General features: G+C 65.0%; 13 protein-coding genes. 3 read left to right on the top strand and 10 right to left on the bottom strand.

What is annotated here, in order from left to right; genetic code table 11:
• Window positions 1-122 precede the first annotated feature (122 nt).
• The 3 genes from GPT34_RS01130 to fumC all read left to right on the top strand — a co-directional run bounded on the left by GPT34_RS01130 (window position 123) and on the right by fumC (window position 4,431).
• Window positions 123-1,019 carry a 5'-nucleotidase gene (locus GPT34_RS01130; protein WP_291008551.1) on the top strand — a complete coding sequence of 299 codons (897 nt, stop codon included), beginning with the start codon at window positions 123-125 and terminating at the stop codon, window positions 1,017-1,019.
• A 141-nt stretch (window positions 1,020-1,160) separates the two neighbouring features.
• On the top strand, window positions 1,161-2,939 hold the full coding sequence (locus GPT34_RS01135) for an ABC transporter ATP-binding protein/permease (RefSeq protein ID WP_291008554.1): 1,779 nt from the start codon (window positions 1,161-1,163) through the stop codon (window positions 2,937-2,939).
• A 79-nt stretch (window positions 2,940-3,018) separates the two neighbouring features.
• A complete protein-coding gene (gene fumC / locus GPT34_RS01140) occupies window positions 3,019-4,431 on the top strand; it encodes a class II fumarate hydratase (protein WP_291008557.1) in 1,413 nt (470 codons plus the stop codon).
• Window positions 4,432-4,504: 73 nt separating this feature from the next.
• Here the strand turns inward: fumC and queC are convergent, their stop codons facing one another.
• From queC to GPT34_RS01190, 10 genes are all read right to left on the bottom strand, one after another.
• A complete protein-coding gene (gene queC / locus GPT34_RS01145) occupies window positions 4,505-5,263 on the bottom strand; it encodes a 7-cyano-7-deazaguanine synthase QueC (protein WP_291008560.1) in 759 nt (252 codons plus the stop codon).
• Between the two features lie 42 nt (window positions 5,264-5,305).
• Window positions 5,306-6,376, bottom strand: a complete 1,071-nt coding sequence (locus GPT34_RS01150) for a DMT family transporter (RefSeq protein ID WP_291008563.1) — start codon at window positions 6,374-6,376, stop codon at window positions 5,306-5,308.
• A gap of 125 nt (window positions 6,377-6,501) precedes the next feature.
• The gene (locus GPT34_RS01155; protein ID WP_291008566.1) at window positions 6,502-6,747 is read right to left on the bottom strand and encodes a hypothetical protein; all 246 of its coding nucleotides are present in this window, start codon (window positions 6,745-6,747) and stop codon (window positions 6,502-6,504) included.
• A gap of 235 nt (window positions 6,748-6,982) precedes the next feature.
• A complete protein-coding gene (locus tag GPT34_RS01160) occupies window positions 6,983-8,206 on the bottom strand; it encodes an HDOD domain-containing protein (RefSeq protein ID WP_291008569.1) in 1,224 nt (407 codons plus the stop codon).
• A gap of 13 nt (window positions 8,207-8,219) precedes the next feature.
• Window positions 8,220-9,443, bottom strand: coding sequence for a flagellar hook-associated protein FlgL (flgL, locus tag GPT34_RS01165; protein ID WP_291008572.1), 1,224 nt, complete (start codon window positions 9,441-9,443; stop codon window positions 8,220-8,222).
• An 18-nt stretch (window positions 9,444-9,461) separates the two neighbouring features.
• On the bottom strand, window positions 9,462-11,378 hold the full coding sequence (flgK, locus tag GPT34_RS01170) for a flagellar hook-associated protein FlgK (RefSeq protein WP_291008574.1): 1,917 nt from the start codon (window positions 11,376-11,378) through the stop codon (window positions 9,462-9,464).
• A 1-nt stretch (window position 11,379) separates the two neighbouring features.
• On the bottom strand, window positions 11,380-12,270 hold the full coding sequence (flgJ, locus tag GPT34_RS01175; protein WP_291008577.1) for a flagellar assembly peptidoglycan hydrolase FlgJ: 891 nt from the start codon (window positions 12,268-12,270) through the stop codon (window positions 11,380-11,382).
• Entirely contained in the window at window positions 12,261-12,467 is a 207-nt protein-coding gene (locus tag GPT34_RS01180; RefSeq protein ID WP_291008579.1) for a hypothetical protein, read from the bottom strand. Before GPT34_RS01180 ends, flgJ begins: the two co-directional genes overlap by 10 nt.
• Window positions 12,464-13,555: a flagellar basal body P-ring protein FlgI gene (locus GPT34_RS01185; RefSeq protein ID WP_291009021.1), complete on the bottom strand. Its 1,092-nt coding sequence runs from the start codon at window positions 13,553-13,555 to the stop codon at window positions 12,464-12,466. Before GPT34_RS01185 ends, GPT34_RS01180 begins: the two co-directional genes overlap by 4 nt.
• 122 nt (window positions 13,556-13,677) lie before the next feature.
• Complete coding sequence (locus GPT34_RS01190) at window positions 13,678-14,361, bottom strand: flagellar basal body L-ring protein FlgH (protein ID WP_291008582.1); 684 nt, start codon at window positions 14,359-14,361, stop codon at window positions 13,678-13,680.
• Window positions 14,362-14,421 lie beyond the last annotated feature (60 nt).

Here is a 14,421-nt window from a genome sequence, read left to right on the forward strand (position 1 = left end):
TTCAGCGCCTCACCCCCTCAAGGGGGCGAGGCCTGCGGCCTGGCAAAGCCATGTCCGCGGCATCCTGAGGTCGACTTCCCCTCTTGGTCTCCGCTTGTTGTTCTCGGTATAGAGTTCGCGCCATGCCAGCCACACTTGATGGGCAACTTGTTGTTGCCATTTCTTCCCGCGCCCTGTTCGATTTCGAAGAGGAGAACCGGGTGTTTGAAACCGGAGATGACCGCGCCTACATGAAGCTGCAGCTGGACCGCCTGGACCAGCCGGCCAAGCCAGGGGTGGCCTTTTCTCTGGTGCAGAAGTTGCTCGCGTTCAATGACACTCAGGCGCAGCGAGTCGAGGTGGTGATCCTCTCGCGCAACGACCCGGTCTCGGGCATGCGGGTGTTCCGCTCGGCGCAGCACTACGGCTTGCCGATCCAGCGCGGCAGCTTCACGCGCGGGCAGCCGCCGTGGCGCTACCTGCGGCCGTTACGTGCCAACCTGTTTCTCTCCACCCACCTGGCCGACGTGCGCGCGGCGCTAGACGCAGCCGTTCCCGCCGCGCAGGTCTACCCCTTGTCTGTGCACGCCAGCGACGCCCACCCGCACGAAGTGCGCATTGCTTTCGACGGCGATGCGGTGCTGTTTTCCGACGAAGCCGAGCAGGTGTTCCAGGCGCAAGGCCTGTCGGCGTTTCAGGCCCACGAAGCCAGTAAAGCGGCGCTACCGCTGGCCGGAGGTCCCTTCAAGCCGCTGCTCGAAGCACTGCACCGGCTGCAGGCCGAAGGTACTTCGCAGATGCGCATCCGAACTGCGCTGGTGACGGCGCGCAGCGCACCCGCCCACGAGCGCGCGATCCGTACCCTGATGAACTGGAACATCGAAGTGGACGAGGCCATGTTCCTCGGCGGTCTGCCCAAGGGCGAATTCCTGCGTGAATTTGAACCTGACTTCTTCTTTGACGATCAGACCGGCCACATCGAACACGCCGCGCTGCATGTGCCCTCTGGGCATGTGGCCAGTGGTATTTCGAACCATTAATACCTGCCGCCGGCTGCGCCGTCACACCCCAGGGGCGATGTCCGCAGCCTGGCAAAGCCAGTTCCTCGGCATCCTGGGTTGGACGGCCCTTCTGACTGCCAAATTGCCACGACGCGAACCTTCTAGAAGACAGCTCCTGCCATGACCCCATCGATGTCCAAATTCCAGAGCTTCAAGGTTTTCTCAACCAAGGTCTGGCGGCTGGCCGCGCCCTACTTCATGACATCGGATCAGAAGTGGCAGGCGCGCGGTCTGTTGCTGGCCATCGTGCTGCTCAACCTGGGCGCGGTCTACATGCTGGTACAGATCAACGAGTGGAACCGGTTTTTCTACGACGCGCTGCAGAACAAAGACCAGCCCGCCTTCTGGCACCAGCTGGGTCGCTTCACCTACCTGGCGTTCGGCTTCATCATCATTGCTGTCTACCGCTTCTACCTCACCCAGCTGCTGCAAATGCGCTGGCGCGGCTGGATGACCGGGCAGTACATGGACCGCTGGCTGGCCAACAAGGCCTTCTACCAGCTGGAGATTTCGCGCTTCGCCAAAGGCAGCGATGCGCCGCCGGACAACCCTGACCAGCGCATCGCCGAAGACATGAACCTCTTCACCAGCTACACGGTGAGCCTGTCCATGGGGCTGCTCAACGCCGTGGTCACGCTGGTGAGCTTTGTCGGCATCCTGTGGGTGCTCTCAGGCAGTTTTGGCTTCAGCTTCAACGGCAGCGACTACACCATCCCCGGCTTTATGGTCTGGATGGCGGTGGTGTATTGCGTGGTCGGCAGCGTGCTCACCCACTACATCGGCCGTCCGCTGATCGGCCTGAATTTCCGTCAACAGCGCTTCGAGGCCGACTACCGGCACCACCTGATCCGCGTGCGCGAATACAGCGAGTCGATCGCCCTGGACCGCGGCGAGCCGGTGGAGCGCCAGCGCCTGGGCGGGCGTTTCGGTCAGGTACTGGCCAACTACCTCGACCTGATCCGCGCGCAGAAGCGGCTGACCTGGTTCACCGTGGGCTTTGGCCAGGCGGCTGTGGTGTTCCCTTTCATCGTGGCCGCGCCGCGCTTTTTCAGCGGCGCCATCCAGCTCGGCGAGCTGATGCAAATTTCTTCTGCCTTCGGCAGGGTACAGGACTCGCTCTCGTGGTTCGTCGACAACTACGACAGCCTGGCCGCCTGGCGCGCCACCACCGACCGCATCACCAGTTTCGAAGAAAGTTTTGCCGCCTTGCACAGCGCCGAGATGGCCCGCGAGCGCAACACGGCGAATGACGACCAGATTATGGTGGACAGCCTGGATCTGGCCTTGCCCGGTGGTGTTGCGCTACTGGGTGCCTCAAGCCTTTCGCTGAAGGCCGGCGATTCGCTGCTGCTCAAAGGGCCATCGGGCAGCGGCAAGTCCACGCTGTTCCGGGCGCTGGCCGGCATCTGGCCATGGGCCAAAGGGCGGCTGCAGCTGCCGGCCGACTTCGATGCGCGGGTGATGTTCCTGCCGCAGCGGCCCTACTTCCCCAACGACAGCCTGCGCACCGCGCTGGCCTATCCCGAACCAGCCGACCGCTATCCCGATGCCGCCCTGCAGCAGGCGCTGCGCGCTGCGCTGCTGCCCGATCTGGCGGACCGGCTCGACGAGAAGGACAGTTGGGGCCAAAAGCTATCGGGTGGTGAACAGCAGCGCCTGGCGATCGCGCGCGCCTTCCTGAAACAACCGCGCTGGCTTTTTGTGGACGAAGCCACCAGCGCGCTTGACGAGCAAGCCGAGGCCGAGCTGTACGGGCGCTTGGGTGCCATGGTGAAAGCGTCTGATGGCGCCATGGTGTCGATCGCCCACCGCTCCACCGTGGCCGGGTTTCACGACCGACAGTGGGCGCTGGAGCTTGACGCCAGCGGAAGCCACCGCTGGCGGATCGCGCCGGGCTGACCTGGCTGGGATGACAGCGGGTACGTGAAGTCGCAGAATGGTTTGTACCCGGACTGCGACCCGCCCGCCAGGAATCCCCATGACCCATGTGCCCCACACCACCCCGCCCACCACCCGCACCGAACACGACAGCTTTGGCGCCATCGCCGTGCCGGCCGATCGGCTTTGGGGCGCACAGACCCAGCGCTCGCTGCAGCACTTCGACATCTCCGGCGAACGCATGCCGCTTGAGCTGATACAGGCGCTGGCGCAGGTGAAGCGAGCGGCGGCGGTGGTGAACCAGCGGCTCGGCCTGCTGGACCATGCCAAGGCGCGCGCCATCCTGGCCGCAGCCGACGAGGTGATCGCCGGCCAGCACGCGGAGGAATTTCCGCTGGTGGTCTGGCAGACCGGCTCGGGCACCCAGACCCACATGAACCTCAACGAGGTGCTGGCCAACCGCGCCAGCGAGCTGCTGGGCGGCGCGCGTGGCGAGCAGCGCCTGGTGCACCCGAACGACGAGGTGAACCGCAGCCAGTCGAGCAACGACGTCTTCCCCACCGCCATGCACCTGGCAGCGGTGGCAGCCATCAGCCAACAGCTGTTGCCGGTGCTGGGCGCACTGCGCAACACGCTGGCCGCCAAGGCCCGTGACTTCGCAGGCATCATGAAGATCGGGCGCACCCATTTGCAGGACGCCACGCCGCTCACACTGGGCCAGGAGTTCTCCGGCTATGCGGCGCAACTCACGCACGGGGAGGCGCACCTGCGCGCGGCGCTGCCCCACCTGTGCGAGCTCGCGCTGGGCGGGACCGCAGTAGGCACCGGCCTGAACGCACCAGCGGGCTTTGCCGAACAAGCCGCGGCCGAGTTGGCAAAGCGCACCGGTCTGCCGCTGGTTAGCGCGCCCAACAAGTTCGAGGCGCTGGCCAGTTGCGACGCGCTGGTGCACGCCCACGGCGCGCTCAAGACCCTGGCTGTGAGCCTGATGAAAATCGCCAACGACGTGCGCTGGCTCGCGAGTGGCCCGCGCAGCGGCCTGGGTGAACTGAGCATCCCTGGCAACGAGCCAGGCTCGTCCATCATGCCGGGCAAGGTGAATCCGACGCAGTGCGAGGCGTTGACCATGCTATGCGCGCAGGTGATGGGCAACGATGTGGCCATCGGTATCGGTGGCGCCTCGGGCAACTTCGAGCTCAACGTATTCCGGCCGCTGGTGGCACACAATTTTCTGCAAAGTGTGCGCCTGCTGGCCGACGGCATGCGCAGCTTCGACCACCACTGCGCGCAGGGGATTGAGCCGAACCGTTCGCGCATCCAGGCGCTGCTGGACCAGTCGCTGATGCTGGTGACAGCGCTGAATCCGCACATCGGCTATGACAAAGCCGCCGAGATTGCCGAGCGCGCACATGCTCAAGGCCTCAACCTGCGCGAGGCGGCGATCGCCTCGGGCCATGTGACGGCCGAGCAGTTTGACCGCTGGGTGGTGCCGGCCAAGATGGTGGGGCGTTGATGGCAGGTCGCCTTCACATCGACTTGCCTGCTCGGCAATCAGCGCATGGTTCGGCCTTGCGACGAGTCCCAGGTCAAGGCAGGCCGGTATGCGTGCGTGATGCCGCAAACCCGACCCAGCCCTTGGCCCGCAGCTCGCAGGCAGGGCAGACACCGCAGCCATAACCCCAGGCGTGGCGGTGTGTGCGGTCGCCGAGGTAGCAGGTGTGGGTGTGCTCGACGATCAGGTCCACCAGCTGCGGGCCCCCCTGCGCGACGCCCGAGGCTTCGCCGATGTCGTGGGCCAGCTGCCAGGTGGCGGTCTTGTCGATCCACATCAGCGGTGTGTCAATGAGAAAACGGTGGTCCATGCCCAGCGAGAGCGCGACCTGCAGCGCCTTCATGGTGTCGTCGCGGCAATCGGGGTAGCCAGAAAAATCAGTCTCGCAGACGCCGGTGACGATCACGTCGATGCCGCGCCGGTAGGCCAACGCGGCGGCAAAGGTGAGAAACAGCAGGTTGCGCCCGGGCACGAAGGTGTTGGGCAGGCCGCTGGCTTCCATGTGAAACGCAGTCTCTCGGGTGAGCGAGGTGTCGCTGACCTGGCCAAGCACACCGAGGTCGAGCAAATGGTCTTCGCCAAGTCGCGCGCCCCAGGTCGGGAAGCGTTCGCGCAACTCGTTCAGCACCTGGATGCGAGCTTGCAACTCCACGTGGTGTCGCTGGCCGTAGTCGAAGCCCAGCGTTTCTACACGCGGGTAGCGTGCAAGCGCCTGGGCCAGGCAGGTGGTGGAATCCTGGCCGCCAGAAAATAGCACCAGGGCGCTGGTGTGACGGGGTGTTGAATGGGTCATGTCAAGGGTACTTTTTTACGAGAGACGGTGAAGGTTGCGGGCTCAGTGGCGGTGCAGGTGGTGCGCGTCGGGCACATGGGGATGGCTGTGTCGAATCGGCTCGTGCCGATGCCAATGGCTGTGCGCGCCGGTGGGTAATGAATCATGCGGATGATCGTGATGACCATCGTCATCGGTGCTGCCGTGCACGTGCGCATGCTCGTGGACCAAGGCAGTGTGCCCATGTTCGTGGTCGTGCGATTCACTGACATGCAGCCACACGCCACACACCATGAGCACACCCGCCACCAACACCATAAGAGAAAGCGAGCGGTTGCCAAGCGCAAAGGCGCCGAGCAAACCTGCAAAGGGCGCAAAGGCGTACACCGAGCCGGTGCGCGAAGCGCCAAAAGCGCGCTGGGCCAGCACATACAGCCGCAGGCTCAACCCATAACCCGTGGCACCCACTGCCATCAGCGCCAGCGCAGCGCCCCAGGGCGGCAGCCCCTCGCCGGCGAGTGCCGCCAGGATCAGCGTGGCCGTCACCCCCAGGACCGATTTGACTCCAACCACCTGCCCGGGGTCGCGGTCGGCCACGCCGCGGGACAGCGCGTTGTCCACCCCCCAGGCTGCGGTGGCCAGCAGCACCGCCAGCAGACCCAGGGTGGCACCCTGCCCGGCCGTGCCCTGGTCCAACACCAGGGTGGCGCCACCCGCCAGCAGCAACAGCATGGCCAGCATCACGCGCTTGTCCATGGACTCGCCGTACCAGACCCAGGCCAGCAGTGCGGTGAACACCGCCTCCAGGGTGAGCATGAGCGATGCGCTGGCGCCGCTGGTGCGCTGCAAGCCCCAAGCCAAGGCCACAGGGCCCAGTACCGCACCCATGGCCGCCATGCCCACGAGGCGGGGCAGATCGCGTCGCCCGAGTGCCGCCTCCTGGCTGGCGGGCTTCATAGTCAGGACCGCGACGACCGCCGCGCCCAGGTACAGCAGCGCAGCGGTGGAAAATGGGCCGATGGCCACGCCGAATCGCTGGACCAAAGGCGTGCTCAAACCAAACAGAACGGCTGAAGCCAGCGCCAGTCCCGCGCCCCGCGCGGCAGGCACTTTCGAATGCAACACGGAACTCATGGACAGGCTTTCCCAACTGACGCAGCGAGCGAGACAACCGCTCGCTGCGCCGTTTCAAGTGTGGATCATGCCTTCAATGCCAAGGCATGACCATGGTGTTCGGCGATCTGCCGCACGGCGGGATGTCAGCGGTGGATTCGCAAATACTCGCCGCCGGTCTGCACCAGCAGCGTGACCGCCGAATCGCCTCGGTTGCGCCAGAACCAGCCGTGTTGGCCGTCGAAGGCTGCCACCAGCTCACCGTCGTCCAAGGCCACGCCCCGGCCCTTTTCGCAGCTGATCGAACGACCCAGCGCATCGCCATGGCTGTCGAAGTCGACCGCCCCGCCCTGCACCACCCAGGCGAACAGCGCCTTGGCGCCATTATTCATGCTGAGCTTGATCTCGATGCCCTCACCGGGCTGCAGAGTGATCCGCGTTTCATCTCGCCAAGGACCTTTCGGCGTTTCGGGCGCTGGGGCTGTCGAAGGCGAAGCGGCTGGCGCTGCCGGCCCGTTGGATGCCGGCGTCGGCCGCCGCCTGAGCGTCCAGTTTGGCGCGCGCAGTGTACAGACGGCGCTGTGAGGCGCGCCTGCACACCAAACCAAAAGCCGCGCAGCAGCGCGTTCAGGTGGGTGCCAGGGCGTGCGCGTGGTCGCGGCTGCTGGCGAGCATGCGCAACAGGCTGCGGTTGGCGTGTTCCAGGTTCATCTCGTGGCGCTCGCAGACCGCGGGCAGCTGGTGCAGGGTGTCCGGATCGCCCTGCACCCGCGCCACATCGAGCAACGGGTGGTAAGGACCGGTCCCGCGCAGCAAGGCGTCGAACAGGCGCTCGGAGAGGGGCAGCTTGTTGATCAGCGTGCCCAGCGGCTGGTACAACAGGCGGTCGAGCTGGGCAAAAAGCGCGGTAGTGTAGACCTCGCCGCGCAGATCGGGCGCCGAGCCTGGGTCGAGCAGATGCTGCGCCAGCCGTGCGCGCATGACCATGGCGTAGCGCACCGGGTGCAGGTCCACATCACGCTCGCTCCCGACCTGCTGTTCCTGTAACCAGCGAGCGAGCGCGCCAAATCCCATCATCATCAGCGAATGGCGCAGCGATTCGATTTCTCGCCGGCCGCCCGAGGCAGCGGAGTTCACTTTCGTGAGCAGGCGGTAAACCAGCACCGGGTCCTGGCGCACCAGTCGCTCAAGGCGATCGAGCGAACAATCCTGATCCATGGCTGCCAGCATTTGCGCGATCACACGCGCCGAGCTGTTCATTGGCTGCTGGCGGTGTGCGTGCAGCACATCGACGTCGGGCCAGCCGAGCAGGCCCCAGGCCCCAGCGCCGTCAAGACAGACGCCCGCCAGCTGGCGATCGGCGATGCCGGCAAAGATCTGCCCCGGAGGCAACCCGCCCGGACGATCCGGATCACCGGCGTGGCGCAGGGCTTGCAGCACATCTTCAGGACCGAGTGTGAGCAGGCTGCGCACGTCCAGCGGAGTGATCACCTCACCGCGCAGGTCGGAGAGATCGGCCTGGCGCAGCAACTGATGGCCAGCCCGCACGGCAGCGCTGAGCTGAACCAGGTGCTCGGGCACTTCGAAAAAGGCGCCTGGCAATTCCAGCCAGGTGTTGCGCGCTGGCGCGCATTGAAGTGCCTGCAGGATCAGCTCGGTATGGTCGGACGAGAGGATGAGCGTCGGTGCTGCCGCCGGCCAGTCGTTCCCTACGACGCGCAACAGGTGCTCGGCATCGACCGAGTCGGGCTGCACCACCTGCACCCGCAGGCGCACCGCTGCCAGCTGGCGAGCCCGATTCCACACCGGTTGGTAACCGAGCGCAATGCTGTCGAGAACAGTGTGACTCATGGGGCGAGGACGTTCAGTTCACGAACTGAAAGAGCGACAGGCGCTGCACCTGGGCATAGGACTTGAGTGCCGCTTCCAGGCCCACCTGCTGATTCTGGAAATCCGAGATGCCCTGGATGAGGTCCAGGTCCTCCAACTGGGACTTCTCGGTCTCATACGCCACCGACCGGGTATCGAGCATGCTCTCGAGCGAGTCGGCGCGGTTCAGCCATTCCCCTGCACGGCCTCGAGCGAGCAGCACCCGGTCGTGCCCGGCGTCGAGCTCGGTGAGGGTGCGCGCGAGCGCCTGGGTGCGGCGCGCGTCGCTGTTGCTGCCGGCATACCTCAGCGCGTCCACCGTGTCTTGCATCACCTTGAAAATGTCGGTAGGTCCAGTGGCTGGACGCAGCTCGATGCGATCGCCATCAGCCGCTGGGTTGAACATGTCGAAGGACAAGCCATCAAATTCGATGGTGGCCCCGGGTTGGTACGGCAAGTTGGTCTGACCCGGCACCGGCAAGCCGGTGTCCAGGTTGGTCACGCTGTACTGCATGACGCCGCCCACATCGGCGAAGGTGATGTCGTAACGCTGGCCGGTCAGTGCCGATGGGTTGGTCACCTGGCCCATGCCTGTGCGCACAGCGCCGGCGTTGGTGTCTGGCAGTGACAGGGTAAAGCTGCCGTTGCCTTGAGGAATGCGCATCCAGATCGCATCACCGTCGAGCGACTGGGGCAGCGAAGTATCGCCCGCTGCCTGCTGGCCGCGCTGACCTTCAAACTGAACAGCTGCGCCGGTGGCACCGTACAGATCCACAAACGGCTTGCTGGAGCCGCCGAGGCCCCCGTAGAGCGTGCGACCCGCGTTGTCGGTGCGGTTGGCCACGGCAACCATCTGCTCGCGCAGACCAACGAGCTGGCGCGCGATATCTTCGCGCTCGCTAGGACCGAAAGTACCATTGCCGGCGGAGACAATGAGGTCGCGCGCGCGCTGAATCAAATCACCCGACTCCCCCAGGCCGCTCTCGGCCTGTGACAGACTGGCGCGTGAAGACTCCAGCGCACGCAGGTCACCCTGGACCCGAGAGAGCCGGTTTTGCGCGGCCTCAGCCAGGGTGGCGGCCACCGGATCGTCGCTGCCTCGCAGCACGCGCTTGCCGGTGGACAGACGTTCTTGCTGAGCGGCCAGTTCCGCCTGGCGGCGCGCCAGATTGCTCACGGTGGTGTCAAAGCTGTTGGCGGTAGAGACTCGCATGGTCATGGCGTATCTTTCAAAGCGTCATCGGCCGACGGTCTGCAGCAGGGTGTCAAACGTACTCTGTGCGACCTGCAGCATCTTGGCCGCCGCCTGATAGGACTGCTGGTACTGCAGCAGCCGCGCAGCCTCTTCGTCGAGATTCACGCCGGCCACACCGGCGCGTGCGCTTTCGGTGCTGGTGGCCACTTGCGCGGTGAAATCAGCTGCAAACCTGGCCGACTGCACCTTGGTGCCGAGAGAAGAGAAAAGGCTGGTGTAGCCGTCGGCCAGGGGCACGCCTTCAAAGGTGGGCTGCTCGCGCAGGGCTAGCACGGCACCGGCGTTGCCTCCATTCTGGTTGGTGGAGCCCGGGGGAGCAGCGGCCACGGTGAAGCTGTCGCCCGCGACCGGGCTCCCGCGCAGCGTCAGGCTCCAGCCGTTGAAGCTGATCGCTTGACCGGGTGCGAAGTTGTAGCTGGCGGGTGGACCAGGGTTGTCCGGTGCTGGATTGCCTGGACCCAGACCGGTGGCGGTGAAGCCACCGCTGGCGAGGAAGGTCAGCGTGACCGGACTGGTGAGGCTGGCCGAGTTGCTCACCGCCGACAGCTGCTCCACGCTCAGCCCGCTGCTGTTGGCCGCAGCGGGCGTGACCAGCACCGGGCTGGCTGCAGCTAGGCGGTCAGGTGAGGCAAGCGACATGCTGAGGTTGCGTGCGGCATTGGCGTAGGGACGCAGCACAAAGCGGTCGCCGGCTGCGGCGGCACCCGTGGGCAGATCGAAGCTCAGCCCGTCCATGGTAGCCGGCGCGCCGGCAAAGGATGCGCTCTGACCATCGCTCAGGCGGATGATGTCGATACCGGTACCAGTCACCCGCAGCTCGTAGTCGGAAGCCCGCAGCGAGGTCGGGTCGCTGACGGTGGCGCTGGCGGTGGCGCTACCGGTGTTGGTCGGCGCGGGCAGGCCCGCCGCAGCGGCTGGAGCAACGAAGAAGTCGGCACCCGCCGTGCCGGTGAGGTCCACCCCCAGCCGGTGCTGTTCGTTCATTTCACTGGCCAGCGCGAGCGCCATGCGGCCGAGCTGGTTTTGCACATCGGTCAGGTCCTGATGCAGAAAATTCATCAGGCCCGCCAATTCACCACCACCGAGCACCGCATCGTCTATCGGAGTGGTGACGCCGCCCTGCACAAACGACAGCCCTTTCCTGGAAGGGTCGGCGGCGTCCGAAGTCAACGCCAGCTTGTTCGCGGTTTGCCCCAGCACCAAGGGCTGACTGCCCGCCACGAACACGCTGACGGTGCCATCACTATTTGGGATGGTGGAGGTCTGGATGTACTGGTTGAGCTGGCTGATGAGGTTATCGCGCTGGTCAAACAGGTCGTTGGGCGTGTGGGTACTGCCCTGCGTTTCGATGATGCGCTGGTTCACCGAGGCCAGGTCTTGGGCAAGTCGGTTGACGGCGTTCACGCTGCCACCTGCCTGCAACTCGGCGCTCTGCTTTTGCTGATCGAGCTGGCTGGCAGTGTTGCGAAAGCGGGCGGCCAACTCCTCACCCCTTGCGATCACCACCACCCGCGCGGTGAGGTTGTTGGGCGCTGAGGCCACATCGGACCAGGCGTTGAGCATGCTGTTCATCGAAGCGCCCAAGCCCGATTCACCAGTAGGAAAAGCGTCTTCCAGTTGCTTGAGCTTGGTCAGCCGCAAATTGTCGGCAGAGGCCACCGATTTAGCCAGGCTGGCCTCGCGCGTGAGATAGGCGTCGTGCGAGCGGGTGACCGTGGTGATCTCCACACCTTTGCCGAAAAAGCCGTTGCCAAATTCCTGGTAACCCGAGGACTGCAGGATCACGTTCTGGCGTGAATAGCCCTCGGTGTTGACATTGGCAATGTTGTTGCCAATGACTTGTAGCGCAGACAGGTTAGTGGTGAGCGCGCGGCTGGCGATGCTGAGAGCGGCGGTCATGTCAGACGTCTCCCGAACCGTTAACCGGCACGCCGCGTTGCAGGCTGAGCGTGGCGTTGATCGCGCGGCTGAGCTTGGCAGCGTATTGCGGATCGGTGGCGTAGCCAGCACGCTGCAAGCCACTGGCGAAGCCCTGTGCCGAATGGAGCTGTTCCATCACCGGCTCGTAGCGCGGGCTCTGGCTGATCAGTTGGGCATAGTCTCGGAACGAATCAGCGTAGGAGTCGTAGGCGCGAAAGCGGGCGGTGACTTTGCGCGGTTCGCCATCGACATATTCGGTGGTGGTGATCTCGGCCACTTTCCCTTTCCAGCCACCGGTGGCCTTGATGCCGAACAGGTTGTGGGCATTGGACCCGTCGGCATGACGGATCTCGCTGCGGCCCCAGCCGGTCTCATGCCCCGCCTGGCCAATCATGAAGCTCGCCGGAATGCCTGATTCTCGCGCCACGGCAGCCGCCGCTTCGCTGTGCTGGGCCACAAAGTTGGCCTGACGCGGCCCGGCGCTTGCGCGGCTGACCGTGCTGGCACCGCCCAAGGCGGGCAGCGGCGAATTACTCTTGCTGGGGTCCCCAGAGACGATCTGTTGTCCGAGCTGGCGCTGAATCGCCTCTGACAGTCCGCCAGGCAGACCCGAGAGCTGCACCGCAAACTGCTGGTCGAGCAAATCGGTACCCAGATCGCTGCCCTCACCGTCCATCAGCCCCGATTTCTGTGTCGCCTCGCGCATGCTCTTGATGAGCTCGCGCATGAACAGCGACTCGAACTGCTTGGCCGCCTCCTGCAGTGCCGCCTTGTCGTCCTTGCCCGACCCCGCGCTGTAGCGCAAGGCATTGAGCGCACTCGGATCGGCCGCCAGGCCCTGGATGGACAGGGGTGAGCTGTTCACGACCACCTCCAGGCCAGCATTTCCTGCCGCCGGCTGGCCATGGCCTCGACGCGCAACATGCCGGTGGTGCTGGCCAGATGGCGGCGAGGAGACACCCGGCGCGAAATGACCCGTCCGAGAACACCTCGGGACTGGCTTTGCCAGACCGCAGGTGTTGCCCCTCCGAAGGCGGGCGACGCGAAACGGCGCAGGGGGGCGTTCATATCACCTCCAGCTCCGCATTGAGCGCGCCCGAAGCCTTGATCGCCTGCAGAATGGCCAGCAGGTCTTGCGGTGTGGCGCCCAGCGCATTGAGCACGCGCACCACATCGGCCAGCTGGGCCGCGGCAGGGACCTCGATCAGCGAACCGGTGTCCTGGCTGATCTGGATGTTGGCCTTTTCACTGACCACGGTCTGGCCGCCAGTGGACAGCGGGTTAGGCTGGCTGATCACCGGCGTGGAGCTGATGCTGACCGACAGGTTGCCGTGAGACACGGCGCATGCCGCCAGCGTCACCGCCTGGTTCATCACGATGGAGCCGGTTCGCGAGTTGATGATGACCTTGGCCACGGGGATGGGTGCGTCCAGCCGGACCTCTTCCACCGCAGCCAGAAAACCCACGCGGGCGTTCGGGTCGGCCGGCGCACGAAGCCGGATCACGCGCCCGTCCAACGCATTGGCGGTGCCGCTGCCCAGCTTCTTGTTGATGGCGTCCGTCACGCGCAGGGCGGTCTGAAAATCGCTGCTGTCCAGCCCGAGATCGATGGTTTCACCGAGCGCAAACGGCGTGGCCACCGCACGCTCGATCTGGGCACCGCCCGGAATGCGACCGGCACTCAGGTGGTTGATCTGCACCTTGCTGCCGCCAGCCGACGCGCCTGCTCCGCCCACCAGCAGGTTGCCCTGGGCCAGCGCGTAGATCTGGCCGTCCGCGCCCTTGAGAGGTGTGGTGATCAGGGTGCCGCCACGCAGCGATTTCGAATTGCCGATGGAGGACACGGTCACATCCATCATCTGGCCAGGCTGTGCAAACGCGGGCAGTTGGCCTGTGACCATGACCGCCGCCACGTTCTTGATCTGCAGGTTGGCGCCCGGCGGCAGGGAGAGACCGAGCTGCTGCAACTGGTTCTGAAGGCTCTGTGCGGTGTAGGGCATCTGCGTGGTCTGGTCGCCGGTGCCGTCCAGTCCCACCACCAGGCCGTAGCCGGTCAGCTGGTTGGTGCGGACGCCTTGCACCGAAGCGATTTCCTTGACCCGGATGCCTTGCGCGGCGGCGGGATCGATGGCCCACAGTGGCAGGCCCATCAGCATCAGCGCAAACGCCAGCATACGGCGCTGCCAGGAAGAGGCTGCTGCGTTCGCCGGCAGTGGGCGGTTGGGCAAGGCCATCATCGGCACAAAATGGGATTTCATGAGCCCTATTTTGGGCAGGCTCAGAAAGGGATAACGCTCAAAAAGAACCGTGCAAGCCAGCCAATTGAAAGCGCTTCTCCCTGCGCACCACGCCCACGTGACTCGATTCGCGCATTGGCTACCTGGGTGGAAGGCACCATGTTGCCGGGCTGGATCTGGCGCGGATCGACCGTGCCGGAGAAGCGCAGCACGTCCACGTTCTGGTTCACACCGATCTGTTTCTCGCCCGCCACCACCAGGTGGCCGTTGGGCAGGACCTCGAGCACGGTGGCGGTGATGGAGCCGGAGAAGGTGTTGGCACTTTCGGTGCCCCCCGTACCGGCAAAGCTGTTGGATGACTGGGCTCCGGTCTGAAACTTGTCCAGCAACGGCGCTTTGAGGAAAGGCAGAGCTGACACGCTGGCCGACAACTCACCCGAACGGTCAATCGAAGCGGAGGACTTCTGGCTCGCGTTGATTCGCTCGGTGATCTGGATGGTGAGGCTGTCACCCGGCATCCGGGCCCGCGGATCTTCAAACGCGGGCCGGTAGCTAACGGCTTGAAAAATGCCCCCCGTGGGTACAGCTGCAACCGCCGGCGCAGCCGCATAACGCACCGCCGTCACTGGTACCACATCGACCTCGGGCGTGTTCTGAAGCGTGGCGCAACCGGTCAACGCAAGCAGTGCGAGTGGAGCAAGGCGAAACGAAAAAACGGGATTCATGAATTTCCTTTCGAAGCCACCGTCCAACGTCCTACGAAGCAGACACTCCAAACCCAGAAC

This window comes from Hydrogenophaga sp., from assembly GCF_011390835.1.
GTDB lineage: Bacteria > Pseudomonadota > Gammaproteobacteria > Burkholderiales > Burkholderiaceae_C > Hydrogenophaga.